The following is a 23,396-nucleotide window of genomic DNA, read 5'->3' on the forward strand; positions in this document are numbered from 1 at the left end:
AGAGATTATGTTTTAGCTTGCTTCGCGAAGTTGTTCCGCAGTCTGCAAATCCACGGAAACGAGTTGGCTCACGCCCTGCTCGCCCATCGTCACACCGAAGAGACGGTTCATGCGAGCCATCGTGATCGGGTTATGCGTGATAACCACGAAGCGCGTTTCGGTTGAAGCCGCCATTTCATCCATCAGATTGCAGTACCGCTCGACATTATGGTCATCAAGCGGTGCGTCCACTTCGTCGAGCACGCAGATTGGTGCCGGATTGGTGAGAAACACCGCGAAAATGAGCGCCATGGCTGTCAGCGCCTGCTCGCCGCCGGAAAGCAGCGTCATAGTCTGCGGTTTCTTGCCGGGTGGGCGGGCAAGAATTTCCAGACCAGCTTCCAGCGGATCTTCGCTTTCGATGAGCTGCAGTTCAGCCGTACCGCCACCAAAGAGATGCGTGAACAGACGCTGGAACTGCACATTCACCACGTCGAACGCAGCCAGCAGGCGTTCGCGTCCCTCGCGATTGAGGCTCTGGATTGCCTGGCGCAGCTTCTTGATTGCCTCGATGACGTCTTCTCGCTCGGACACGATAGTATCGAGACGTCCGGACAGTTCTTCCTGTTCCTCATCCGCCCGAAGATTGACTGCACCGAGCCGCTCCCGCTCAATCTTCAACCGCTCCAGTTGGCGTTCAAGCTGATCGGGATCGGGCAAAGCTTCGTCGGACCTTAAACCTGTCTGGCGAATAGCCTCATGCGGCGGGCAGTTCAAAGCTTCGGCAATACGGGCTTCGGCATCCTTGCGACGCTCTTCTGCCGCCGCAAGACGTTCTTCAGCACGTGCACGTTGTTCGCGACTTGCAGCCAGTTGCTGAATGCTCAGGGTCGCTGTCTTGTCGAGTTCCGCCTGCGTAGCCTCGGCCTCGGCCAGAATATCGCCAGCCTGTTTTCGAAGGGCATCAGCCTGCGAAAGCTCGTTCAACAGTGCCCGGCGACGGCTTTCGATTTCGTCAGGCGCTTCAGCAAGCGCCTCCGCCTCATCCGCCGTTTCCGCACGGCGATCATTCAAGGCCGCGATATGGCGGTCAGCATTTTCGGCGCGGGATTTCCAGTTTCGGCGCTCCAGCGCAATCATTTCCAGCCGCCGTTTGCGGGCATCGGCCTCGCGCCGCAGCCCCTCATAGGCGGCGCGCGCTTCTGCCAGAGCGGTGCGATCCGACATGACTTCGTTGCTTAATGTGGCAAGGCGCTCGCCAATCGCATCGATATCCGGCATTTCGCCAAGCCGCTCTTCGGCTTCCGTGACACGGATCTGCGCTTCTTCGAGATTTTCTTCCAGATGCGCCTTGCTGTCTTCAAGACCGGCGCGGCGCGTCGCCAGCTGACCTGCTGCACGCTCGGCAGCCGCCAGAGCCTCACGCGCTTCATCAAGCTTGCGCTGGTTTGCGCGCCATTGATCGCGTGCGACGCGCTCCTGTTCGACGGCCTCCCGGACGCCGGCCTCTATGCGTAGCACATCCTGCTCGGCCTGTTCGACGCGCCGGCGCGCTGCAATTGCCTCTTGTTCGAGTTCCGCCAGCCGGTTTTTTTGCGCCAGTCGCTGAGCTGCCGGTGTCGGCGCATCGGCGCTCGCTGTATAACCGTCCCAGCGCCAGAGCGCACCGGCCTGGCTCACCAGCCGCTGGCCGGGCCGCAACATGGCCTGCAGGCGCTTACCGTCATCATCCGAGACAACGCCGACCTGTGCCAGTCTGCGGCGCAATTGCTGCGGCCCCTCCACCAGACGATCGAGTGGCGTCACGCTTTCCGGCAAAGCGGGATCGGCATTGGCAGCAGGATTGTATGCCCAATAGACCGGCGCATGTTCATCGCTGGCCGCATCGAGATCTTCACCGAGTGCGGCACCCAGTGCAACTTCATAGCCCTTCTCGACACGCAGTTCTTCCACCACCGGCGGGAATTGTCCCGTTTCGCCAGCATTCAGAATGCGGGCCAGCGTCTGCGCTTCCGTTTCGATACGATTCAGCTCCGTGCGCGCTTCGCTCAAAGGCTGACGGCTCGAGGCTTCCGCTTCGCGCGCGCTTGCAACAAGCTCTTCCGCACTGGCAACCATTTCCTCCGCAGATGCCAGTGCTTCCGCACAGCGGTCGACCACGATGCGCTTTTCCGCCGGATCGAACAACCCGCCGATCTGTTCCGCGACTGCAGCGATGTCGCGCTCGATCGCTTCCATCTGGACAGAAAGACGATCACGACGATCACGTGTTTCCTTCAATGCCCGTTCGATTTGCACACGTTCTGCAGCAGCTTCCGCACGTTCAGCCGTCACGCGGGACAAAGCGTTCTCGCTGTCCTGCAATCGAACTTCCGCTTCCTCAAAAAGAGCATGCAGTTCCTGATCGCGCTCGCCGGATTCTTCGGCGGAAGCGATCAGTTCCTGTTCCTCGTCATCGAGCCGGGCCAGAATATCAGCGTTCTCACGCATCATTTCTTCTTCGCGCGCGATGTCGGCGGAAAGCTGCTCAAGACGCTTTATCAACTCTGCCCGGCGGGCACGAAGACGTTCGCCTTCCTCATCAAGCTGGGTTCTGGCAATGGACAGACGTTGCAATGCTGCTGCGGCTTTCGCTTCCACCTCGCGCAGTTCGGGCAGTTTGTGCGCGCCGACCGCCTGTGCCTTTGCCGCGTTCATCTGCGCTTGCGCCATATCACCGACAGCGGAGGTTGCCTGCACCAATGTGCTTTGCGCCTCACCTTCCTGCATCTTTGCCTGCGACCAGCGCAGATGCAGCAGCGCGGCCTCCGCGCGGCGAATATCTGCGGAAAGTGCCTTGAAGCGATTCGCCTGACGCGCCTGACGCTTCAGACTTTCGATCTGGCTTCCCAGCTCGCCGACAACGTCGTCCAGACGCTCAAGATTGGTTTCAGCAGCGCGAAGGCGCAACTCGGCCTCATGTCGGCGCGTATGCAGACCGGAAATGCCAGCCGCTTCTTCCAGAAGCGCGCGACGTGCTTGCGGCTTTGCCTGAATGAGTTCACCAATACGCCCCTGCCCGACCATCGACGGTGAACGTGCGCCGGTGGACTGGTCCGCAAAGAGAAGTTGCACGTCCTTGGCGCGCGCTTCCTTGCCATTGATGCGATAGACCGATCCCGACTCCCGTTCGATGCGGCGAGAGACCTGCAATTCGTCCGCATCATTATATGCGGCAGGCGCTGTACGATCAGAATTATCAAGAAAAAGCGTGACTTCTGCCGTATTGCGCGCGGGCCTCGTGGCAGAGCCGGAGAAGATCACATCGTCCATGCCGGAGGCGCGCATGTTCTTGTATGAGTTTTCACCCATCACCCAGCGTAGCGCTTCGACCAGATTGGATTTGCCGCAGCCATTGGGACCGACGACGCCGGTCAGTCCGCCTTCGATAACGAACTCCATGGGCTCGACGAAGGATTTGAACCCGACAAGGCGCAGCTTGGAGAAGCGCATCAGCAAGCCCCTTCCATTGCCACCTCGGAAACGCAAAAAGCGAGCGCAGAGGAGCGCCCGCTTTTCGATCTGAAAACCGGATTAGAGAAGCTTCTCGATGATTGCCGACATTTCGTCAACCGAAAGCGCTCCAGCGTATTTTTGTCCGTTAATGAAGAAAGTCGGCGTTGCACTCACACCAAAATCCTTCGACCCACGCTCCATCGTTGCTCTCACATCATCGAGAACTTGCTGGTTCGTCAAGCACGCCTTGAAGGACTCCTGTGTAAAACCGGCAAGTTTTGCAATTTGCAGGAGAGCTGCTTCACCATCTTCAGCGGTCGCCCACTGCTGCTGCTGCTTGAAGAAAACGTCGACCATAGGGAAGTAACGGTCTTCCGGTGCGCAGCGCGCCAGCATGAAAGCGGCAGTTGCACGCGGATCGAACGGGAATTCACGGAAGATGAGTCGTGCTTTGCCCGTATCGATATATTTTTCCTTGATTTTCGGGAACGTATTGATCGTAAAATCCGCGCAATGCGGGCAGGTCAGCGATGCATACTCAACGATGGTGACCGGCGCATCAGCCTTGCCGTAGACCATGTCCTTGAGCTTGCCGGGTTCGGCAATCTTAGCCGCATCGACCGTGCCTTCAGGATCGCGCTGCTGCGCATTCGCGCCACCGGCAAAAGCCAGCCCGGCAGCGGCCGCTCCAGCAAGAGAAATAACGTGTCTGCGATTAAACGCTGCAGGCATCCGAATCATCCAGTCCTGTTTCAATAGTTGACTTCGACATACAATCTAAAGCGGCAGGCCGTACTTCGCTAGACCCACAGCGTTCACATGAAAGTCAGCACCTTGGATTATTTGTCTTCAAATCCGCGACAATAAACCGGGGCGCTAAACATAAACTGCTGAAAGCTTGCATCAAATTTATGGCGGCGGCCCGAATTCAACTATCTTTGTCTTTCCGACCAGCCGTCCGCTTCTCGGCAAGAATGTTCTTGCCAAGGCGTGCAAGCGCTGCGCGAAGCGCATCGTCTTCAATACCGTCTGTAGCCTTGTCGATACGACGCTCTTCGGCAGGTCCGAGCGGCGCCAGCCGCTTTGCACGGCGCTTGGCCGGAATGACCGGCGGCTTCTGTTCGATACGAATACGTCCGACCGCCGAGAACCCGAGAAAGCCATTGATGCGGCTGATTATTTCCCCTGTTTCATGCTGAACCTGCAAAGCTGCAAAACCTTCGCAGGCTATAATCAGCGTTGCCGGTGAAAACGGATCATCCTCATGCAGACGACGCGGCCAGATGATGCGCAACGGGCGCGAGGTTGCGCCGATGGCGGGACCGACAATATCTTCCCATGACTGAAGCAAGGCGAGATTGATACCGGCACGCTTTTGCAGCATCGGGTCCACCAGACCCGAAGCCATATCTGCCAGCGGCCTGAAGCCGCGCCTGGATGTCGGTTCGCTCATCGCGCTCCATTATAGCCGCGAAACCATTCCACAAACAAAGGAATACCCTGATCGAGTGTGGTTTTCGGGCTAAAGCCGAGGTCTCGTGCAGCAAGAGTGATGTCGGCATAGGTGCGGGGCACATCGGCAGCTGGCATAGGTTCCAGTTTGCGAATTGCCTCCCTGCCAGTTGCTTTTTCGATAGCTGCGATAAAGTCGTTGAGCATGACCGGCCGATTGTTACCGAGATTGTAGACGGGTGCTGTATCTTCAGGCTCGTCGAGAATACGTCTTACCGCACCAACCACTCCGCTGACTATATCCTCCACAAAGGTGAAGTCCCGCTGCATCTCCCCATTGTTGAATACGCGGATCGGCTCTCCTTTAAGGATCGCAGCCGTAAACAGCCACGGCGCCATGTCAGGCCGCCCATAAGGACCGTAAACCGTAAAAAAGCGCAAGCCTGCAGAGTGGAGTTTGTGCACGTGTCGGTAGGAATAAGCCAGCAACTCGCCCGAACGCTTGGTTGCGGCGTAGATCGAGACGGGATGATCGACGGGATCGCTTTCCGAGAAAGGCACCTTTTCATTCGCGCCATAGACCGACGATGAACTCGCATAGACGACAGGTGGACGCTTCTCCATTCTCAACGCGATTTCGAAGACTGTGACCTGCCCCTGCACATTGGCAGAAATGTAGGCTGAAGGGTTCTCGATGGAATATCGTACTCCCGCCTGTGCTGCGAGATGCACGATGACATCCGCATCTCGATCAGAGCCGATTGCCGCGTTGAACGCTCCTGCATCGGAAATATCTGCCTTCGCAAACCGGAAGCCATCACGCATATGAAGCTTGGAAAGACGAGTTTCTTTCAAGGCAACCTGATAATAGTCATTCACGTTGTCAATGCCGATGACCTGCCAGCCCTCATCCAGCAGACGCTTTGCCGTATGAAACCCGATAAATCCGGCGGTACCCGTTACTATCGCTTTCATGCCGGTGATTTCTTTCCAAGAATATATGAGGTGAGGCCAGCGCGCCTCGCCGCCATAACACGCCGTGATGCAGCCGCGTTCAGTGCTGCGAGGAAGAACATGGTCGAGGATATAGTGACCTCGTGTAACAGCGGATTGTGCAACATGCCGTAGCTACCGCACACCGCCGCAAAGTATAGCAAGGCTCGCCGCATCGCCCAACTATCGGCGGTCCGCCACAGATAGACAAAGATCGAGATAAAAGCACCAGCCATAAAAATGAGACCGACAATGCCGTCGTTCAGCAATTCATCAAGGACTGTGTTGTGGACATGGCGGAAACCATCCAGCATCGCAGCCTTGTCTCCCGCCTCAGCCCTCACATAATCCATTTTTGAATACGAACCGACGCCTGTAAACGGGTTCGCCAAGATAACACGGGATGCGCTTTTCCACATTGCCTCGCGAATATCAGCAGAAATCTTATCCTCCCAGTTGGAGGCCCGCCCGGTATCGTAATATTCGACCATTCCGGAAAACCGTTTGGACATTATATCGCCGACGGGTCCGACAACGACAAGAGCCGCCATTGCAGCAAACAATACCGCGTAAGCCGCTCCCTGTTGTTTAATGCTGAACCGCCTCAGGAAGATAAGGATTTCTACGGCTGCAAATATCGGCAACACCACGATGACTGCTCGTGTTTCAGAGGTCAAAACTGCGGTGAACCCCAGAACCAGCCAATGTGGGCCGTTCGGCAAGTAACGGGACACGTTGCGCAAGGGGATTGCAGCCGAAATCGCCGCTACCGCTGCAACGAATGCAAAAACCGCCTGATTGCCGCCGACGCCAATACGCCCGCCATTAGTTACGGCAAGATAAAGCGCGACGATAACGGCAAGCAAAGTACCCACACGCGAGCCGAGAACATAGGCCCGCAATGGATCGCGAACGAGCACCATTCCCGAACCAGCAAAAGCGAAAACGGCAATCAGTAGTGTATAACCAATCTGCCTGTTGTCCTGAAACGGTTCGCCTCTTACGAGGATCAGCCCCAACGACCAGACGGCATATAAAATTATGAAAAGATAGAATTTTCTGGCGAACATACGCGTCGTCGCATGACGTCCGCAGGCCAGATAAATACCGATGCATGAAAAGACGAAAAGTATCAGCGGTCCAAGCCCGATGCGAATGGGCATGGCTGCCGACGCAGCCCCGATGACCCAGGAATCCACCCGGCGACGCAGCAGAAAAGACTTTTTAAAATAGCTCAACCCTGGCCCTCTCTTAAGCTTTTCTTATGAAGAGCGTAGGCGATTCGTCTGGCGTAGTCAGTCGCTCGAAACAAAAGGGTGCTTATCCTTTTGTATGCTGGCAAACGCTTCTTGGCGTAGGCTGAGCGTCCTTGCGCGATTGTAGAAATCGCAATATCCGAAAACTCGACGACCGGCCTGTCGGTCGTGAAAAATTCGTAAGAGCCAGCCCAGCCTCGCTCCAGAGCAACGTCGTATGGCACACGCATAGGCCGGATGGCTGCAAGCAATTTTGACGCACCCTCTCGCGTTACGACATATGCAGCTGAACTTCCCAGCGGCCCATGCAAGCAGCGGCCAATTGAAAACCTGCCATCAATGTCTCGAAATGTACGAAAAGCGGCAGTTCGGTGATTGATCAACTTTACGACATCCCAGTCTGTCAGCCTGGTCAATCGTTCCAAAAACGGACGAAAGGCAGGCGTGAAAGAGACATCGTCTTCAACAATCACCGCAAAGGGTTCGGATTCCGCGACTATTCTTTCCAATGCTCGAATATGGCTGAAATAACAACCTATCTCTGCCGGCATCGCAATTTTGCCGTGGCAGCGACGAAACCCGGGTTCATCAAAATCCGAAAGCTCTTCTTGAGTCAGCAATTTGCCCTCGACCGCTTCAACGCGCCTCAGATCGATTGAGAATGCATCCGCGGTGGACTTTAGTCTGTCCCAGCGGTCCTGTGATCTCACTAGATTGATTACATAGACAGGTACAGAATGGTCCACTTATTCTCTTTCCAATGACGCACATCCGGAGACTCATGCGTGACTTCTATGCGCTAGGCCCCAATATGCACAGCATTGTTTCTATCAATTTTAAAATTAAGGCATTAATCAGAATGCAGCCCAATTGTGACCCGATGCCCTTCTCATGCTGAATTATGCCATTACCGATCAAAGCACAAAGCTCCTGCACTGGTATGACCGACACCACCGTGTTTTGCCGTGGCGCATAGGTCCTGCCGAACAGGCATCGGGTGTCAAACCTGATCCCTATCGGGTCTGGCTCTCCGAGATCATGCTTCAGCAGACGACAGTCGAGGCGGTCAAGTCCTACTTCATAAAGTTCGTTGAACGCTGGCCTTCCGTTCAGGCCATGGCAAAGGCGAGCGAAGACGATATTCTGCGGGCATGGGCCGGGCTCGGGTATTATTCGCGAGCGCGCAATCTGAAGAAATGTGCCGATGCCGTTACCTCGCAACATAACGGCAGATTTCCGGACAATGCCATTGCCTTGAAGGAGCTGCCCGGCATCGGGGATTATACTTCCGCCGCGATTGCAGCAATTGCCTTTGGCGAAGCGGTCGCGGTCGTCGACGGTAATGTGGAACGTGTAATTTCACGACTTTATACAATCGACACGCCCTTGCCCGCAGCAAAAACGGAAATCCGCGCGCTCATGGGTCAATTGACACCAAGCGACCGGTCGGGAGATTTCGCACAGGCTATGATGGACCTGGGGGCAACCATTTGCACGCCGCGACGCCCGGCCTGTGCAATCTGCCCGCTCAACGATGATTGCTCGGCTCTCAAATTACGCGATCCGGAGGAGTTTCCGGTCAAAGCGCCCAAAGCGGAAAAACCCGTTCGCACCGGCGCGGCATTCGTCGCCATTGCGGGAGATGGTTCAATCCTCCTGCGCAAGCGAAAAGGGGAAGGCCTGCTTGCGGGGATGACCGAGGTTCCAGGCAGCTACTGGACCGCGCGTATCGACGGTGATGTAACAATCGATGCAGCACCTTTCCCGGCGCAATGGACAAACTCCGGTTCAATCACGCATGTTTTTACACATTTCGAACTGCGCTTGTCGGTCTATTGCTCCGAGAATGTCAGCAAGAGTGTATCTACGGATGGATGGTGGTCCCGACCCGACGAGCTCTCGGATGAGGCGCTGCCAACCGTCATGAAAAAGGCGATCACCGCCGCCATACCAGAAGCTTTCAAACGGGGGAGGAAACACCGTTGAGCAGTCCCGTCAAGCACGTCGTCTTCGATATCGGCAGGGTTCTGATCCACTATGATCCTGAGCTTGCCTATCTGGATGTCTTTCCGGATGCTTCGGAACGACGTTGGTTTCTAGATAACATCTGCACCAGCGCCTGGAATATTGAACAGGATCGTGGACGGACCTGGCAGGAAGCAGAAGCGCTCCTGATCGATACACACCCGGAGAAGACCGATCATATCCGTGCGTTCCGGCAAAACTGGAACCGCATGGTTCCCCATGCGTACGAGGACAGTGTCGAAATTCTGCGCGGCCTGATCGGCCATGGCAATGACGTCACCATGCTGACGAATTTTGCTTCAGACACTTTCCGCGAAGCGCAAACACGCTTTTCATTTCTGACCGAAAGCCGAGGTGTCACCGTATCGGGTGACGTCCGCATGCTGAAGCCTGACCGGGAAATTTACGACCATCACGTCGGATCGTTCGATCTCGATCCGGCGGCAACGCTTTTCATCGATGACACGTTGCACAATGTGGAAGGCGCCAGACAGGCTGGCTGGCAGGCCGTGCATTTTTCGGACGCTGGCAAGCTGGGTGCCGATTTGAAAGCCCTGGGTCTCACCTTCTGAGCCTTATTTCCCCCAGCGCTGAAACAGCGAAGGCGCCCGAAGCCGATGCTTCGAGCGCCTCACTATCAGACTATGCTGGAGGCCGTCCGATAACTGATCATTTGCTCATCTTATCCGAAAACCGCTTCGCAATTTTCGGGATGCGCCCTAAGCGCCTGCGACTGCCATCTGGTCACGAATGACCTTGCGCAAGGCATCAATTGGCTTCAGCGCGCCGTTTTCCTCGTAGTGCCAGAAAGTCCATCCATTGCAGGCATCAAAGCCCTGAACCTTTGCACCGATACGATGGATCGAACCCGCTTCACCGTTGGCAGCCAGCGTACCATCGGCGCGAACAATGGCAGCAAAACGGCGACGTTCATCACAAAGCACCGTGCCGGGGCGAAGGAGGCCCGCTTCGAGAACGCTGGTGAATGCCACACGCGGTTCGGCCCGTTTGCCAGTCATCACCGTCAGTTCGGCCTTGCCTAGCGGCTCGACAGCGTCAATGCGCGCTGTTGCAGCGTCGATATAGCTCTGCTCGCGTTCGATACCGACGAAATGACGTCCGAGGCGCTTGGCAACCGCACCCGTCGTACCGGAACCGAAGAACGGGTCGAGAATGACGTCGCCCGGCTTGCTGGAGGCCATCATGATGCGGGCAAGCAATGCTTCCGGCTTCTGGGTTGGATGAACCTTGTCGCCATTTTCGTCTTTCAGGCGTTCGGAACCGGTACAGATCGGGAAGAGCCAGTCCGAGCGCATCTGTACGTCGTCATTGGCGGCCTTCATCGCTTCATAATTGAAGGTGTAGCCTTTGCCCTTCTGATCGCGCGAAGCCCAGATCAGCGTTTCATGGGCATTCTGGAAGCGCCGACCGCGGAAATTTGGCATCGGGTTCGTCTTGCGCCAGATGACGTCATTCAGGAGCCAAAAGCCGAGATCCTGCAACTGCGAACCGACCCGGAAGATGTTGTGGTAGGAACCGATGACCCAGATGGTGCCATTCGGCTTCAGGACACGACGGCAGGCCATAAGCCATGCACGGGTGAAGGCATCATAGGCCTGAAAGCTCTCGAACTGATCCCAGTGATCGTCAACTGCGCTGACCATCGACTGGTCGGGACGATGCAAATCGCCGCCCAGCTGGAGATTATACGGAGGATCGGCAAAAATGACGTCCACGGAATGATCCGGCAGGCGTTCCAGAGCCGCGACGCAGTCACCTTTGATGATGGAGTCAAGCCACGCGGTACGCGGAGCCTCAATGGGCAACTCATGTGCAAGACGTACAAGAGACATGGGATACTCGATTACCTGTGGACGCAAAAAACTTGTCCTTATGGTTACCGGGCAGGGTAAATATGCAGTTAACGCCAAGTGATTGAAATCGTAAATCTTTTCTTAAGCGAGGTGGAAAGTCCGCAGTTCCGGGCTTTTCATGGTCAATTGACCCTCGACATTTTGCCGCCTGTCATCTTAACGCCGCGATCGCTATGCAATTGTAACTTTAACTTCTTACCCTTGATAAGGCTTGGTTATCCCTTTTTGCCTATAACTGGCAGTCAACTTCTGAATTCGCGTGGCGGGCATGCGCGCCGCCCCGTTTGTCCGGTGTATTTTATGATGAATATCGCTGAACTGCGACATAACCGGTATTTGCGGGTTCTCTTTGTACCCTTTCGCATGCGTGCACTGGTTCGCGGCAGCGAAATAGGCCTCGTTATCGCCGGTACCGTCATCGGCATCATTTCAGGGCTGATGGTTGCCGCTATTGGCAGTATTTCCCAATGGATGCATCAGGCAATCTTCGCACTTGACCCCGGCGAAAAACTGAGCTCGGCAGCATCGCTGCAACCCAGCGCTTATATTGCTCCCCTTGCCGGTGGCATCTTGATGGGGATCGTGATCTGGATTCTCGCGCGCTGGCGCAAGCGTCCGATCGTCGATCCTATCGAGGCGAATGCACTCCATGGCGGCCGTCTCTCGCTGACGGACAGCTTTATCCTCGTCGGACAGAACCTGATTTCCAACGGCTTCGGTGCTTCTGTCGGCCTCGAAGCCGCATATACGCAGCTTGCGAGCGGTTTTGCATCCCGTATCGGCCGGGCGCTCAAACTTCGTCGCGCAGATTTGCGAACACTGGTTGGTTGCGGCGCTGCGGCTGCCATTGCAAGCGCCTTCAACGCCCCCCTGACTGGTGCATTCTATGCATTCGAACTCATCATCGGCGTCTATTCGATTGCCACGCTGGCGCCCGTCGTCGTGGCAGCCATAGTTGGTGCACTGGTGACGCAGGCAATCGGTGGGGCGCCGTTCATCATCGATATCGGTCAGATAAACGACATCACGCCGCGCGACTATGTGCCAGCACTCGTTCTGGGTTTCTTTTCGGCAGGTATTGCAATTCTCATCATGCGTGGAGTCACTTTTGTTGAAACGACCGCCCGACGCAGCATAGTGCCCAATGTTTTGGCGCCAGCAATCGGTGGCGCCGTTGTCGGTATGATCGCGTTCTTTTCTCCGCAGGTTCTGGCATCGGGCCACGGAGCGTTACACCTCGATCTGAATGCAAACATTACAATACCGGCATTGTTGCTGCTGATCTTCACCAAGTCTCTCGCTTCCGCTGTCTCCATCGGTGCGGGCTTTCGTGGGGGCTTGTTCTTCGCATCGCTGTTTCTGGGTGCCCTGACGGGCAAGCTGTTTGCAGCCGTGGCCGGAGCCGTTCTACCTGCCGGTCTGGCACTTGCACCTGAAGTATATGCAGTTATCGGCATGAGCTCACTTGCCGTCGCAGTCGTTGGCGGTCCGATGACCATGACCTTCCTTGCATTGGAACTTACCGGCGATTTTCCAATCGCCATGCTAGTCCTCGGAGCTGTCGTCTCGTCCTCACTGATGGTGCGGAAGACCTTCGGTTACTCCTTCGCAACATGGCGCTTCCATCTACGTGGCGAGGCCATCCGGTCCGCCCACGATATCGGTTGGATACGCAATCTGACCGTAAACCGGATGATGCGTCACGACGTGCGGACCGTCCTGATAGATACCGACATCGAAACATTCCGGCATGATTTCCCGCTTGGATCGACCCAGCGCGTGATCGCGGTCGATGATGAAGGACGCTATGTCGGCATGATCCCTATTCCGGAAGTCTATTCCGACAGCTTCGACACATCCGACGGAGAGCACAATATCCGCGAGCTTCTCAAATATCAGGACGAGTTTCTATTGCCCCAGATGAATGCCAAGGAAGCCGTCGCGCGTTTTGACCGGGCAGAAAGCGAAGCGCTGGCCGTGGTAAACAATGCGCAGGAGCGCAAGGTACTTGGCCTTCTGAGTGAAGCACACACGCTACGTCGCTACAGCGAAGAACTCGACCGGCGGCGGCGCGAAGTTTCCGGGGAGGTCTGAATTCGCACCAACCCCGATTTGACGGCTTCGCCATAAAGGTGTAGCTCAATCGCGGTGTTTCCGGCTGCTGCCGGTGCCCACTCCTCCCAATAAAAAGGCTATGATCATGGCGGCACCGTCCCTCATCATTTTCGATTGCGATGGCGTTTTGGTGGATTCCGAAATCATCGCGGCAGAAGTCGAATCCGCCCTCCTCACCGAAGCCGGTTATCAGATCGCGGCTGATGAAATGGCCGAGCGTTTTGCCGGTCTGACGTGGCAGGATATTCTTCTGACGGTAGAGCGCGAAGCCGGAATTCCGCTTTCAGCATCACTTCTCGACAAATCCGAAAAGATTCTGGACGAGAAGCTTGAGAACGAAGTTCAGGCGGTTGAGGATATCGTGGATGTGGTCTCGGCGCTGAAACTGCCGAAGTGCATCTGCTCCAATTCGACCAGCCATCGGTTGGAAAGCATGCTGAAACGTGTCGGCCTTTACGAACTGTTTGCGCCGAACATCTTTTCGGCCAAGGAAGTCGGCACCAAAAAGACCAAACCTGCGCCGGACGTGTTCCTTTATGCGGCCGAGCAATTCGGAGTCGATCCGAAACATGTAATCGTGATTGAAGATTCCGCGCATGGCATTCAGGGTGCTCGCGCTGCTGGCATGCGTGTGATCGGCTTTACGGGTGGTGCTCACACCTATCCGGGGCATGCCGACAAGCTGACCGATGCCGGTGCGGAAACCGTCATCCATCGCCACAAGGACCTGCCGAGCGTTATCGAGGCCCTGTCCGTCTGGACCGATGCCTGAGTGAATTGATCCGACGCCTGGCTATTGTCAGGCGGCGGATTGCTTGTTGCGCCCCTTGGGCGGGGCATTGAGAATTGCCAGAAGCTCTTCGGCTTCACTCTCCGAGAGGCCGATCAGCATACGGGTTCCCATGATGACGGGTTCGCCAGTGGACGTATCGAAGATCGCCCATGTGTCCGTCGGTTCGAGAATGCGTTCATATTTCTGTTTCATGAGAACACACTAGCGTAAATCTGTTGCCATTCATTTCACGCAGGCAGTCGCATTTAATTCGAATTTTATCGATCTGCATATTTCTACAGAACATTTCATTCAAACAGATCTCGATACAGCTTTCCTACGCTTCTGCCTGGCTTTGGGCGAACCGGTGGTTACCAGCGTCACGGCGTCATCGGCACGCATAGGTTTGCCATAAAACCAGCCTTGCGCAGTCATCGGCGTTTTCATCTTGCGGAAATAATCAGCCTGGGCTTCGGTCTCGATCCCTTCAATGACAAGGTCAAGATTATGCTGCCGCGCCATCGATATGATCTGCGGAACGATAGACACCGTCCGACTATCAGTACAGACGGTGCGCGTGAATGCCTTGTCAATTTTGATCGCATCGATCTGTAACTCGCCAAGATAGGCAAGACTTGAATAACCCGTTCCGAAATCGTCGATATAGACCCTGTGGCCCTGTTCGCGAAGCCGTCTGATTCCTTCCGACGCTTTCGAGAAATCCACCGCTGTACGTTCTGTAAGCTCAAGACCGATCTGGCTGGGATCGATACCTGCATCGCGCAGTTTCGGCTGGATACTGTTCTGGAAGAACGACGCCTGGACGTCACTCGCAGTAATATTGATATTGATCTGAATGTTCCGGTTGCGACGGAGCAGATCCCCCATCTCCTCGATAACACGTTCGACGACATAGGCTGTTACCCGGCCGGCCATGCCTCTCTCTTCTGCTTCCGCGATAAATACGTCAGGCGGAATCAGATCGCCGGTTTGCAGCTGCCAGCGCACCAGGGCCTCAAAGCCTGTCACTTTAGCATCTGCCACATTGACCACCGGCTGGTAGACCATCTCAAGCTGCCGGGCATTCAGCGCTTTGTTGAGCATGGAAGCCAGAGGACGCTCTCGATTACGATAAGCAAACCAGCTCAAGCCAAGAGAAGCACTGATAATCAGACCAAAACTGATTGCTATGAAGGATTTCCATCGGGCTGACGCACTGGAATTGTCCAGCCGCACTTCGAGTGCAATGCAGATGCCCGTGTTGTCATCGCAACGATATTCCCTGATGATTTTGCTCAAAACATCGTATTTTCGCCCGAGGTCAGTGAAATTCGGGGCTGGCAGATTGCCTGATGGATAGCCGTAAAGGCGTGCGAAATGTTTCAGATCCGCGTCGCGCATATAAACAGCGAAGCCGTATTGCGGCGTATGGAGTAGATCGAATGCAACTGAACTTAATACAACATTGGCCCCGCCATTACCGATCACCGAACCAAGGCTGCCCGGTGTAATCAGAGATCTCTCGCCATAAACATAGGTGCCATCGCTCAAATGAATGTCGGCGGGAGAACGGCTTGGCTGCTCTGGAATATCGCTGAGAAGCGTCGAACAGATCAGGCGATCTCCACGGAACCTGCCAATATCTTTGATATGATATCCCGAAAAAACCAGCTTGCGCAGATAGGTCATTTCTTCCGCGGAGCACATTTTATAGGGGGAACGATTGGCTGCGTCGATTGTTTCGTGGGCCGAAATGGCCAGACGATTGGCATGAGCAACCAACGCGGCCATGTAAATATTCATGTGCCGCTCTTCATCGACTATTCGAAATCTGTTACCTACCCACTGCCCGAAAGCTGCACCTAGAAACAGCATAAAAAGCAAAATAAGCGGAACAGGCTGTAGAAGTTTACTGCGATCAAATCGCATATGATCCATACCCCTAAAATATACTACAGCATGCCCGGGTATTAACGTCTCCAGCTATTGCTGCCGCCTAATGATGCCACTAAAAACCCGACATTAAAAATTATAACACGGAACAGATCGATCGCATGAGTACCATTCAAACTGTAATTAATGCAGGATTAAAATAAGAGAACTCAGCAAACCCATCGACAGTTCACCCAAAAATAAAAACATATATATCAATAATTAATGCGCGGGATAAAATCTCCGCGCATTACTCAAAAGAATTATACTGTCAGTAAATACCTATCGGAAATTCCTTACTTCGTATTGTACGGACCTTCGTCAAAACCAACAAAAATCTGGATATTGTTTTTGTCCGCCGTCGGCACGGTGATTGCCTTGTCATTGAACACGAACTGCGTAGCGGTATCTCCATTGGCTATCGTAACCGCCTGCTTGTGCAGCTTGGAATAGATAACCTGATCACCCTGGCGGACGGCAACACGGATTGGCATGGTGATGGTGCCGCTCTTGTATTTTGGTCCGGGTACGACCTTGCCGGCAGCAGCGACGTCAATCGTCATGGTCCCTGCGCCATGCTGGCAGGCGCGGGTCGTATCTGTCAGGGCGGCTTGATAGATCACACGCGCGGGATCCTTGTCACCGCCCTTCTCATATGTATTGAAGAAGGCTGTGCCGTCACGCAGCGAAACCGAAGGACAGAAAGCGCGCAGCTCGGATTCCTTGATGCGCTGGTCGCCGGTAGCGGCGGGAGTGGTCAAGGAAGAACCTGAGCCTCCGTCGGCGGCCTTATCGGTGCCACTGGTTGTGCAGCCTGCAAGGGCTGCGAGCAAAACCGTTGCAAAGACTGGAAACAACGATGAACGATTCTGTGGTGCTGTTTGCATAAACCCGGCTTCCCTGCACTGATCGACCTGTCTTCTACATCACGCATGTGTGTAGCGCGATGACGTTTTCCCGTTTTTTGCTCCCGAGAGCAACCCCCATCCACGTCAACATGCTTTAAAACCTTGCGGCTTTTTTAGGGACGCTCTATTGCATTACCCGGCTCAAAACCGCGCCGATCCGAAATGAAGGCCCAAGAAATGAAATATGTAAGCACGCGTGGGGAAGCGCCGGTCCTGGGGTTCAGCGACGCATTGCTCGCCGGTCTAGCCCGGGACGGCGGTCTCTATCTGCCACAGGATTATCCTCAGTTTTCGCCAGAACAGATCCGCGACCTGCGCGGAAAATCCTATGTGGATATCGCACTGGCCGTGCTCACTCCATTTGTCGACGGCGAAATTCCGCATTCAGATTTTCGCCGTATGGTGCATGAAGCCTACGGGACTTTCCGCCATGATGCGGTTTGCCCACTGGTTCAAACCGGCGCGAATGAATTCGTGCTCGAGCTTTTCCACGGCCCGACGCTTGCCTTCAAGGATGTCGCCATGCAGCTTCTCGCTCGCATGATGGACTATGTTCTGGCGCAACGCGGCGAACGTGCAACCATTGTCGGCGCCACATCGGGCGACACGGGCGGTGCGGCAATCGAAGCCTTCGGCGGTCGTGATAATACCGACATCTTTATCCTGTTCCCGAACGGGCGCGTGTCGCCGGTGCAGCAGCGCCAGATGACATCGTCCGGTTTTTCCAACGTTCATGCCCTTTCCATTGAAGGCAATTTTGACGACTGCCAGAACCTTGTGAAAGGCATGTTCAATGACCTTCAATTTCGCGATGCGCTGTCGCTTTCGGGTGTAAACTCGATCAACTGGGCGCGCATCATGCCGCAAGTCGTCTATTATTTTACGGCGGCGCTGAGCCTCGGCGCGCCAGATCGCGCTGTATCTTTCACCGTACCGACAGGCAATTTCGGTGATATTTTCGCAGGCTACGTCGCAAAGCGCATGGGCCTCCCCATCGACCGGCTGATTATCGCCACCAACGATAACGACATTCTTTCACGCACGCTCGAAAATGGGGCGTATGAGATGCGCGGCGTTGCACAAACCACATCGCCTTCGATGGACATCCAGATTTCCTCGAACTTCGAGCGTCTCCTGTTCGAAGCACATGGCCGCGATTCGGCAGCTTTGCGCGGCCTTATGGACAGCCTGAAGCAGTCGGGCGGTTTCTCGATCTCCGAAAAGCCGCTTTCGGCAATCCGCAGCGAATTCTCGGCCGGGCGTTCGACCGTCGACGAGACCGCGGAAACAATCAAGTCCGTGATTGAGGCAGACGGTTATCTACTTGATCCACATTCGGCAATCGGTGTGAAGGTCGCTCGCGAAAATGTGTCCAACACAGCGCCGATGGTTGTCCTTGCGACCGCACATCCGGCCAAATTCCCCGATGCTGTAAAGGCTGCAAGCGGCGTTGAACCGCAGCTTCCGGCATGGCTTTCGGACTTGATGCAACGAAAAGAAAGCTTCACAGTTCTTCACAACGACCTGAAAATCGTGGAAGAATACGTTCGCCGCCATTCGAGAGCTTAAAAAGACCGGCTCCGAGACGAGAACCAGAGCGGGGATGCAGGGAGCAGTTTGCTTATGGGTGTTGAAGTAACGCGTCTTTCCAACGGATTGACGATAGCCACCGATACAATGTCCCACGTGGAAAGCGTGGCACTTGGAATCTGGGTCAAGGCCGGTGCGCGAAACGAGGCTGCCGACAGGCATGGCATTGCTCATCTTCTTGAGCACATGGCATTCAAGGGAACCGAAAACCGCACTGCCTGGCAAATTGCATCGGATATCGAAAACGTCGGAGGCGAAATCAATGCCGCCACCAGCGTCGAGACCACATCCTACTATGCGCGCGTTCTGCGCAATGACGTGCCATTGGCAATAGACATTCTCTCCGATATCCTGACTGCCTCCAAGTTCGACGAAGCTGAACTGGAACGCGAAAAGCAGGTTATCATGCAGGAGATCGGCGCGGCGCACGACACGCCCGACGATATTGTTTTCGATCGTTTCACAGAAACAGCTTACCGACATCAGCCGATCGGACGCGCTATTCTGGGCGAGCCTGAAACCGTGATGTCTTTTACCTCCGCTGATCTGCGCCAGTATATGGAGGAACAATACAGCGCCGACCGCATGGTCGTGACAGCCGCAGGTGGCGTCGATCACGATGCATTCGTCAAGGAAGTCGAAAAACGCCTCGGCGGCTTCCGCGCCCACAATACAGCCCCTACGCTCGATCTTGCGCACTATGTCGGCGGCGATTTTCGAGAAAATCGCGAACTCATGGATGCGCAGGTTCTGATCGGCTTTGAGGGCCGTGCCTATCACGTGCGCGACTTTTATGCTTCGCAGCTTCTCTCCATGGTCCTTGGCGGCGGCATGTCCTCACGCCTCTTCCAGGAAGTACGCGAGAAGCGCGGCCTCTGCTATTCAGTCTACGCCTTCCATTGGGGCTTCTCGGATACCGGCTTGTTCGGCATTCATGCTGCAACAGGCCGCGACGAGCTGGTCGAACTCGTTCCAGTTCTGATTGATGAACTGCACAAGGCAGCCGACTCCATCAGTCTGGAAGAAGTGGACCGGGCACGCGCGCAGTATCGTGCAAGCCTCCTTATGTCGCAGGAGAGCGCCGCAAGCCGTGCGGGACAGGTTGCGCGCCAGTTCCTGCTCTATGGGCGCCCTGTTGAGAACAGCGAGCTGATGGACCGCCTTTCGCTCATTACACCTGAACGGCTGACGGATCTGGCCGGACGACTGTTCCTTGACAGCAAGCCCACCATAGCCGGTGTCGGCCCGATTGGACGACTGATGAGCTTCGACGGGCTGTCGGATGCTCTTTCCACCAGCGCACATGCGAGAAAGATCGCTGTTTAAGGGAATATGTAATTAGGGGAATAGGGGAGTATGTGACGTTGAACATTTTGTCTTTGCTACTCCCTTCTTCCCCCACTCTCTTACTCCCCTGAACATCATGATCGGCCTGCCTTTCCGTAGAAGCAATCCGACCGTCCTGCGTGGGCAGCGCATCTATCTGCGCGAGCCGATGATGAGCGATTTTGCGAGTTGGGCCAGCTTGCGAGAACAGAGCCGCGCTTTTCTGGCGCCATGGGAGCCGACATGGCCCGATGACGACCTTACCAAAAGCGCTTTCCGCCATCGTATGCGACGTTTTCAGGATGAGATTTCAGCTGGAACCGGCTACCCTTTTTTCGTGTTCCGCAACAGCGACAATAAGCTTGTCGGAGGCATTACGCTTGGCAATATCCGGCGCGGTGTCGGTCAGAGCGGCATGATCGGCTACTGGAGCGGCGCCCCCTATGCCGGCAACGGCTATATGACCGAAGCCCTATCGCTGGTTATCCCCTTTGCATTCGACCAACTCCGGTTGCACCGGATTGAAGCAGCCTGTATCCCTCATAATGAGCGTTCGATACGGCTTCTCGAAAAAGCCGGATTTGAGAGAGAAGGACTGCTGCGTTCCTATCTCAAGATAAACGGCTTCTGGCAGGACCATCTGCTTTTCGCCCTTATAGAAAGCGACAAACGTATGACGGATAACCGCATGATCAATGGCAAGGTTGGGCGCTCGTGACGGGTTTTGCGGATAAGTGGTTTGTTGCTGGTGTGCGACTTCTCGCGCTGATGTTTTTTCTAACCGTTTCAGTCCTCCAGGCATCGGCCATCGAGCCGATCAAGATTTCCAAAGAAGACACCGCCCTCGACCTGTCCCGCGCTGTCGAACTTCTGCGCAACAAGGGCGAAAGCGTACAGGTATCGACCGCTCCGGGTCCTGACGGAATCGTCCGCCGCATCGAGGTGCAGGCCGACCAGAACAGCAAGGCATCCGGTGACTGGGCTGCTTTCTCGATTGCAAACCCCACCGATGAGCAGATCGACCGGCTGATTGTGGCTCCGCATTTCCGTCTTGTGGGTTCTGGCGTCATCTGGCCCGATCTCGGTTCTCCGCGTATTGCATCAATCACGCCGAGTGAGGGTTTTGCCCTCGACCGCCAGCCAAGTGCCGATGCAGACGTTTTCCGCATCACGCTCAATCCAGGCAGCGTCATCACCTTCGTCGCAGAATTGTCCTCGCACAACCTGCCCCAGCTCTATCTCTGGGAGCCGGAAGCCTACAAGGACGCGGTTAACTCCTACACGCTTTATCGCGGTATTCTGCTTGGCATTTCCGGCCTGCTGGCGCTATTTCTGACCATCCTTTTCGTCGTCAAGGGCACTTCGCTGTTCCCTGCTACCGCTGCGCTTGCTTGGGCGGTCCTTGCTTATATCTGCGTCGATTTCGGCTTCTGGAACAAGTTGATGGAGATAACGCCAGGCAATGAGCAAATCTGGCGCGCGGGTACCGAGGTGGCACTTGCCGCCTCGCTTGTGATTTTCCTGTTCACTTATCTCAATCTCAACCGCTGGCACGATCATTTCAGCTATGGCGCGGTAACATGGGTGCTGGGTTTGCTGGCGCTTGCCGGGGTTGCCGTATTCGATCCGCCCGTCGCCTCTGGTATTGCGCGTATTTCGCTGGCGCTTACCGTTGTGTCCGGTGTCGCCATAATCGGTTATCTGGCGGTCAAGGGATACGATCGGGCCGTCATGCTGATACCAGCCTGGCTTCTTACCCTGATATGGCTGTTAGGTGCCTGGATGACGGTCTCGGGCAGGCTCGATAATGATATCGTCCAGCCCGCCCTTGGTGGCGGTCTTGTCCTGATCGTTCTTCTGATCGGCTTTACCGTCATGCAACACGCTTTCGCCGGTGGGGCACTGCAACAAGGGCTTCTGTCCGACATGGAGCGACAGGCTCTCGCCGTAATCGGTGCTGGAGACATCGTTTGGGATTGGGACGTACCGCGCGACCGCGTGGTGACCACGCCAGACATCGCCAATTATCTTGGCAATACGGCCAACAGCCTGCAGGGCCCGGTGCGTAACTGGCTTCCCGCCATGCACGCCGATGACCGCGACCGCTTCCGCTCGACCCTTGATGCAATTCTGGAAAACCGGCGTGGACGCATCGGTCAGATTTTCCGGCTGCGTGCCAATGATGGCCACTATCACTGGTATGCACTTCGTGCACGCCCGGTCATCGGTTCTGATGGCGAAGTGGTGCGTTGCGTCGGCACTCTGGTCAATGTGACGGAACAGAAGAAAGCGGAGGAACGTCTGTTGCACGATGCCGTGCATGACAATTTGACCGGCCTCCCGAACCGTGAATTGTTCCTCGACCGTCTCAGCAATGTCATGAACATGGCACGCGGGGAAAATAACCTGCATCCGACGGTGTTCATTATCGACATAGACCGCTTCAAACAGGTCAATGACAGTCTGGGCATGTCGGCAGGCGATACGATCCTCCTGACGATTTCGCGCCGTCTGGCGCGTCTTATGAAGCCGCAGGACACACTCTCTCGCCTGTCTTCCGACCAGTTCGGCCTGCTGCTCATCTCTGAAAGCGATCCGGGACGCATCGCCGCGTTTGCCGAAGCTCTGCGTCAGGCCGTGCGTGCGCCGATTGCCTATGCAAAGCGTGAAATTGTTCTGACAGCCTCCGTCGGACTGATTACCTGGACGAAAACGGCAACATCCGCCGAAGACTTCGTGAAAGACGCCGAGCTTGCCATGTATCAGGCAAAGCGTTTTGGCGGTGACCGCATTGAACCATTCCGTCCGGCATTCAGAGCCATTGGCAGCGACAAGCTCCAGCTTGAATCTGATCTGCGGCGCGCGCTGGAGCGCGACGAGATCAGCCTTGTCTATCAACCCATCGTCAAGCTCGATGAGGGCACGATTGCCGGTTTCGAAGCGCTCATGCGCTGGGAACATCCACGGCGCGGCGCCATTTCACCCTCGGAATTCATTCCGATTGCCGAGAATTCAGGCCTCATCATCCAGCTTGGGCTGTTTGCGATGCAACGGGCTGCAGAAGATCTCTTTGCGTGGCAGGAGCAATTCCCGAAGCTCGACCTTTTCGTTTCGGTCAATCTGTCATCCACACAACTCATCCGTCAGGACCTCATCAACGATGTCCGCTCGGTGCTTTCACGTATTCATCTCAATCCGGGTAGTCTCAAGCTTGAGTTGACTGAATCCGTCCTCATGGAGAACCCGGAGCAATCCACACACGTGCTCGCACGGCTTAAAACGATGGGGATTGGCCTATCGCTTGACGATTTCGGAACCGGATATTCCTCGCTGGCTTATCTCACGCGCTTCCCGTTCGACATCATCAAGATCGACCGATCCTTCGTGAAGGGCGATCAGCCGCAAAAAGCCACCCTGCTGCGCTCGATTGTGAGCATGGCTCACGATCTTGGTCTTGCTGTCGTTACTGAAGGCGTGGAAAGCGAGAGTGATGCGCTTCAGCTTCGCCAGATGGGCTGTGAATATGTACAGAGCTTCATGTTCGGCCAGCCGACGAGCCGCGACGAAGCAACCCGTATGATCCGCGAACAGCTGGACGCCGCAGCGGCATAATTAGAGCTATAGAAGAATACGGTCGGCTGGCCGCTGACCAAACACATCGCCTTACCGGCTTGTTCCC

The 23,396-nt window shown here is 55.5% G+C and carries 18 protein-coding genes; 8 read left to right on the forward strand and 10 right to left on the reverse strand.

Going from position 1 to position 23,396, the window contains the following annotated elements:
- Positions 1–12: 12 nt before the first annotated feature.
- The 6 genes from smc to AAE521_RS04735 form a co-directional block, all read right to left on the reverse strand.
- Positions 13–3,471, reverse strand: coding sequence for a chromosome segregation protein SMC (smc, locus tag AAE521_RS04710; RefSeq protein ID WP_342060624.1), 3,459 nt, complete (start codon positions 3,469–3,471; stop codon positions 13–15).
- An 81-nt stretch (positions 3,472–3,552) separates the two neighbouring features.
- On the reverse strand, positions 3,553–4,206 hold the full coding sequence (locus tag AAE521_RS04715) for a DsbA family protein (protein ID WP_342060625.1): 654 nt from the start codon (positions 4,204–4,206) through the stop codon (positions 3,553–3,555).
- 196 nt (positions 4,207–4,402) lie between these two features.
- Positions 4,403–4,927 (reverse strand): DUF721 domain-containing protein, encoded by a 525-nt coding sequence (locus AAE521_RS04720; protein WP_342060626.1) that lies wholly within the window; start codon positions 4,925–4,927, stop codon positions 4,403–4,405.
- On the reverse strand, positions 4,924–5,901 hold the full coding sequence (locus tag AAE521_RS04725; RefSeq protein WP_342060627.1) for an NAD-dependent epimerase/dehydratase family protein: 978 nt from the start codon (positions 5,899–5,901) through the stop codon (positions 4,924–4,926). Before AAE521_RS04725 ends, AAE521_RS04720 begins: the two co-directional genes overlap by 4 nt.
- Positions 5,898–7,157, reverse strand: coding sequence for an O-antigen ligase family protein (locus AAE521_RS04730; protein WP_342060628.1), 1,260 nt, complete (start codon positions 7,155–7,157; stop codon positions 5,898–5,900). Before AAE521_RS04730 ends, AAE521_RS04725 begins: the two co-directional genes overlap by 4 nt.
- Positions 7,154–7,921 carry a glycosyltransferase family 25 protein gene (locus tag AAE521_RS04735; protein ID WP_342060629.1) on the reverse strand — a complete coding sequence of 256 codons (768 nt, stop codon included), beginning with the start codon at positions 7,919–7,921 and terminating at the stop codon, positions 7,154–7,156. The genes AAE521_RS04730 and AAE521_RS04735 overlap by 4 nt, the downstream gene beginning before the upstream one ends.
- Before the next feature lie 145 nt (positions 7,922–8,066).
- On the opposite strand from AAE521_RS04735, the gene mutY reads away from it, so the two are divergent.
- Positions 8,067–9,161 carry an A/G-specific adenine glycosylase gene (gene mutY / locus AAE521_RS04740; RefSeq protein ID WP_342060630.1) on the forward strand — a complete coding sequence of 365 codons (1,095 nt, stop codon included), beginning with the start codon at positions 8,067–8,069 and terminating at the stop codon, positions 9,159–9,161.
- Positions 9,158–9,772 (forward strand): HAD family hydrolase, encoded by a 615-nt coding sequence (locus AAE521_RS04745; RefSeq protein ID WP_342060631.1) that lies wholly within the window; start codon positions 9,158–9,160, stop codon positions 9,770–9,772. The genes mutY and AAE521_RS04745 overlap by 4 nt, the downstream gene beginning before the upstream one ends.
- A 147-nt stretch (positions 9,773–9,919) precedes the next feature.
- Here the strand turns inward: AAE521_RS04745 and AAE521_RS04750 are convergent, their stop codons facing one another.
- Positions 9,920–11,053 (reverse strand): site-specific DNA-methyltransferase, encoded by a 1,134-nt coding sequence (locus AAE521_RS04750; protein ID WP_012090866.1) that lies wholly within the window; start codon positions 11,051–11,053, stop codon positions 9,920–9,922.
- 324 nt (positions 11,054–11,377) lie between these two features.
- On the opposite strand from AAE521_RS04750, the gene AAE521_RS04755 reads away from it, so the two are divergent.
- Entirely contained in the window at positions 11,378–13,168 is a 1,791-nt protein-coding gene (locus AAE521_RS04755; protein WP_342060761.1) for a chloride channel protein, read from the forward strand.
- 106 nt (positions 13,169–13,274) lie between these two features.
- Entirely contained in the window at positions 13,275–13,961 is a 687-nt protein-coding gene (locus tag AAE521_RS04760) for an HAD family hydrolase (protein ID WP_342060632.1), read from the forward strand.
- A gap of 27 nt (positions 13,962–13,988) precedes the next feature.
- On the opposite strand, the gene AAE521_RS04765 is transcribed toward AAE521_RS04760, so the two are convergent.
- The 3 genes from AAE521_RS04765 to AAE521_RS04775 form a co-directional block, all read right to left on the reverse strand.
- The gene (locus AAE521_RS04765) at positions 13,989–14,174 is read right to left on the reverse strand and encodes a hypothetical protein (protein ID WP_012090863.1); all 186 of its coding nucleotides are present in this window, start codon (positions 14,172–14,174) and stop codon (positions 13,989–13,991) included.
- A gap of 99 nt (positions 14,175–14,273) precedes the next feature.
- Positions 14,274–15,890: an EAL domain-containing protein gene (locus AAE521_RS04770; RefSeq protein WP_342060633.1), complete on the reverse strand. Its 1,617-nt coding sequence runs from the start codon at positions 15,888–15,890 to the stop codon at positions 14,274–14,276.
- A gap of 299 nt (positions 15,891–16,189) precedes the next feature.
- Positions 16,190–16,780, reverse strand: a complete 591-nt coding sequence (locus tag AAE521_RS04775) for a hypothetical protein (RefSeq protein WP_071633737.1) — start codon at positions 16,778–16,780, stop codon at positions 16,190–16,192.
- A 198-nt stretch (positions 16,781–16,978) separates the two neighbouring features.
- Between AAE521_RS04775 and thrC the strand changes: the two genes are divergently transcribed.
- From thrC to pdeA, 4 genes are all read left to right on the forward strand, one after another.
- Entirely contained in the window at positions 16,979–18,370 is a 1,392-nt protein-coding gene (thrC, locus tag AAE521_RS04780; protein ID WP_342060634.1) for a threonine synthase, read from the forward strand.
- Positions 18,371–18,424: 54 nt separating this feature from the next.
- Positions 18,425–19,717 carry a M16 family metallopeptidase gene (locus AAE521_RS04785; RefSeq protein WP_342060635.1) on the forward strand — a complete coding sequence of 431 codons (1,293 nt, stop codon included), beginning with the start codon at positions 18,425–18,427 and terminating at the stop codon, positions 19,715–19,717.
- 97 nt (positions 19,718–19,814) lie between these two features.
- The gene (locus tag AAE521_RS04790; RefSeq protein WP_071633735.1) at positions 19,815–20,435 is read left to right on the forward strand and encodes a GNAT family N-acetyltransferase; all 621 of its coding nucleotides are present in this window, start codon (positions 19,815–19,817) and stop codon (positions 20,433–20,435) included.
- Between the two features lie 50 nt (positions 20,436–20,485).
- Positions 20,486–23,329 carry a phosphodiesterase PdeA gene (gene pdeA / locus AAE521_RS04795; protein WP_342060762.1) on the forward strand — a complete coding sequence of 948 codons (2,844 nt, stop codon included), beginning with the start codon at positions 20,486–20,488 and terminating at the stop codon, positions 23,327–23,329.
- The last annotated feature ends 67 nt before the right edge of the window (positions 23,330–23,396 follow it).

The sequence above is a fragment of the Brucella cytisi genome (assembly GCF_038433355.1).
GTDB classification, from domain to species: Bacteria; Pseudomonadota; Alphaproteobacteria; order Rhizobiales; family Rhizobiaceae; genus Brucella; species Brucella cytisi.

Bases quoted from the DNA above. Each gene is read 5' to 3' on its own strand.
- smc (WP_342060624.1), bottom strand. From the start codon at position 3,471: ATGCGCTTCTCCAAGCTGCGCCTTGTCGGGTTCAAATCCTTCGTCGAG.
- AAE521_RS04715 (WP_342060625.1), bottom strand. From the start codon at position 4,206: ATGCCTGCAGCGTTTAATCGCAGACACGTTATTTCTCTTGCTGGAGCG.
- AAE521_RS04720 (WP_342060626.1), bottom strand. From the start codon at position 4,927: ATGAGCGAACCGACATCCAGGCGCGGCTTCAGGCCGCTGGCAGATATG.
- AAE521_RS04725 (WP_342060627.1), bottom strand. From the start codon at position 5,901: ATGAAAGCGATAGTAACGGGTACCGCCGGATTTATCGGGTTTCATACG.
- mutY (WP_342060630.1), top strand. From the start codon at position 8,067: ATGCTGAATTATGCCATTACCGATCAAAGCACAAAGCTCCTGCACTGG.
- AAE521_RS04750 (WP_012090866.1), bottom strand. From the start codon at position 11,053: ATGTCTCTTGTACGTCTTGCACATGAGTTGCCCATTGAGGCTCCGCGT.
- AAE521_RS04755 (WP_342060761.1), top strand. From the start codon at position 11,378: ATGAATATCGCTGAACTGCGACATAACCGGTATTTGCGGGTTCTCTTT.
- AAE521_RS04760 (WP_342060632.1), top strand. From the start codon at position 13,275: ATGGCGGCACCGTCCCTCATCATTTTCGATTGCGATGGCGTTTTGGTG.
- AAE521_RS04765 (WP_012090863.1), bottom strand. From the start codon at position 14,174: ATGAAACAGAAATATGAACGCATTCTCGAACCGACGGACACATGGGCG.
- AAE521_RS04770 (WP_342060633.1), bottom strand. From the start codon at position 15,890: ATGCGATTTGATCGCAGTAAACTTCTACAGCCTGTTCCGCTTATTTTG.
- AAE521_RS04775 (WP_071633737.1), bottom strand. From the start codon at position 16,780: ATGCAAACAGCACCACAGAATCGTTCATCGTTGTTTCCAGTCTTTGCA.
- thrC (WP_342060634.1), top strand. From the start codon at position 16,979: ATGAAATATGTAAGCACGCGTGGGGAAGCGCCGGTCCTGGGGTTCAGC.
- AAE521_RS04785 (WP_342060635.1), top strand. From the start codon at position 18,425: ATGGGTGTTGAAGTAACGCGTCTTTCCAACGGATTGACGATAGCCACC.
- AAE521_RS04790 (WP_071633735.1), top strand. From the start codon at position 19,815: ATGATCGGCCTGCCTTTCCGTAGAAGCAATCCGACCGTCCTGCGTGGG.
- pdeA (WP_342060762.1), top strand. From the start codon at position 20,486: ATGTTTTTTCTAACCGTTTCAGTCCTCCAGGCATCGGCCATCGAGCCG.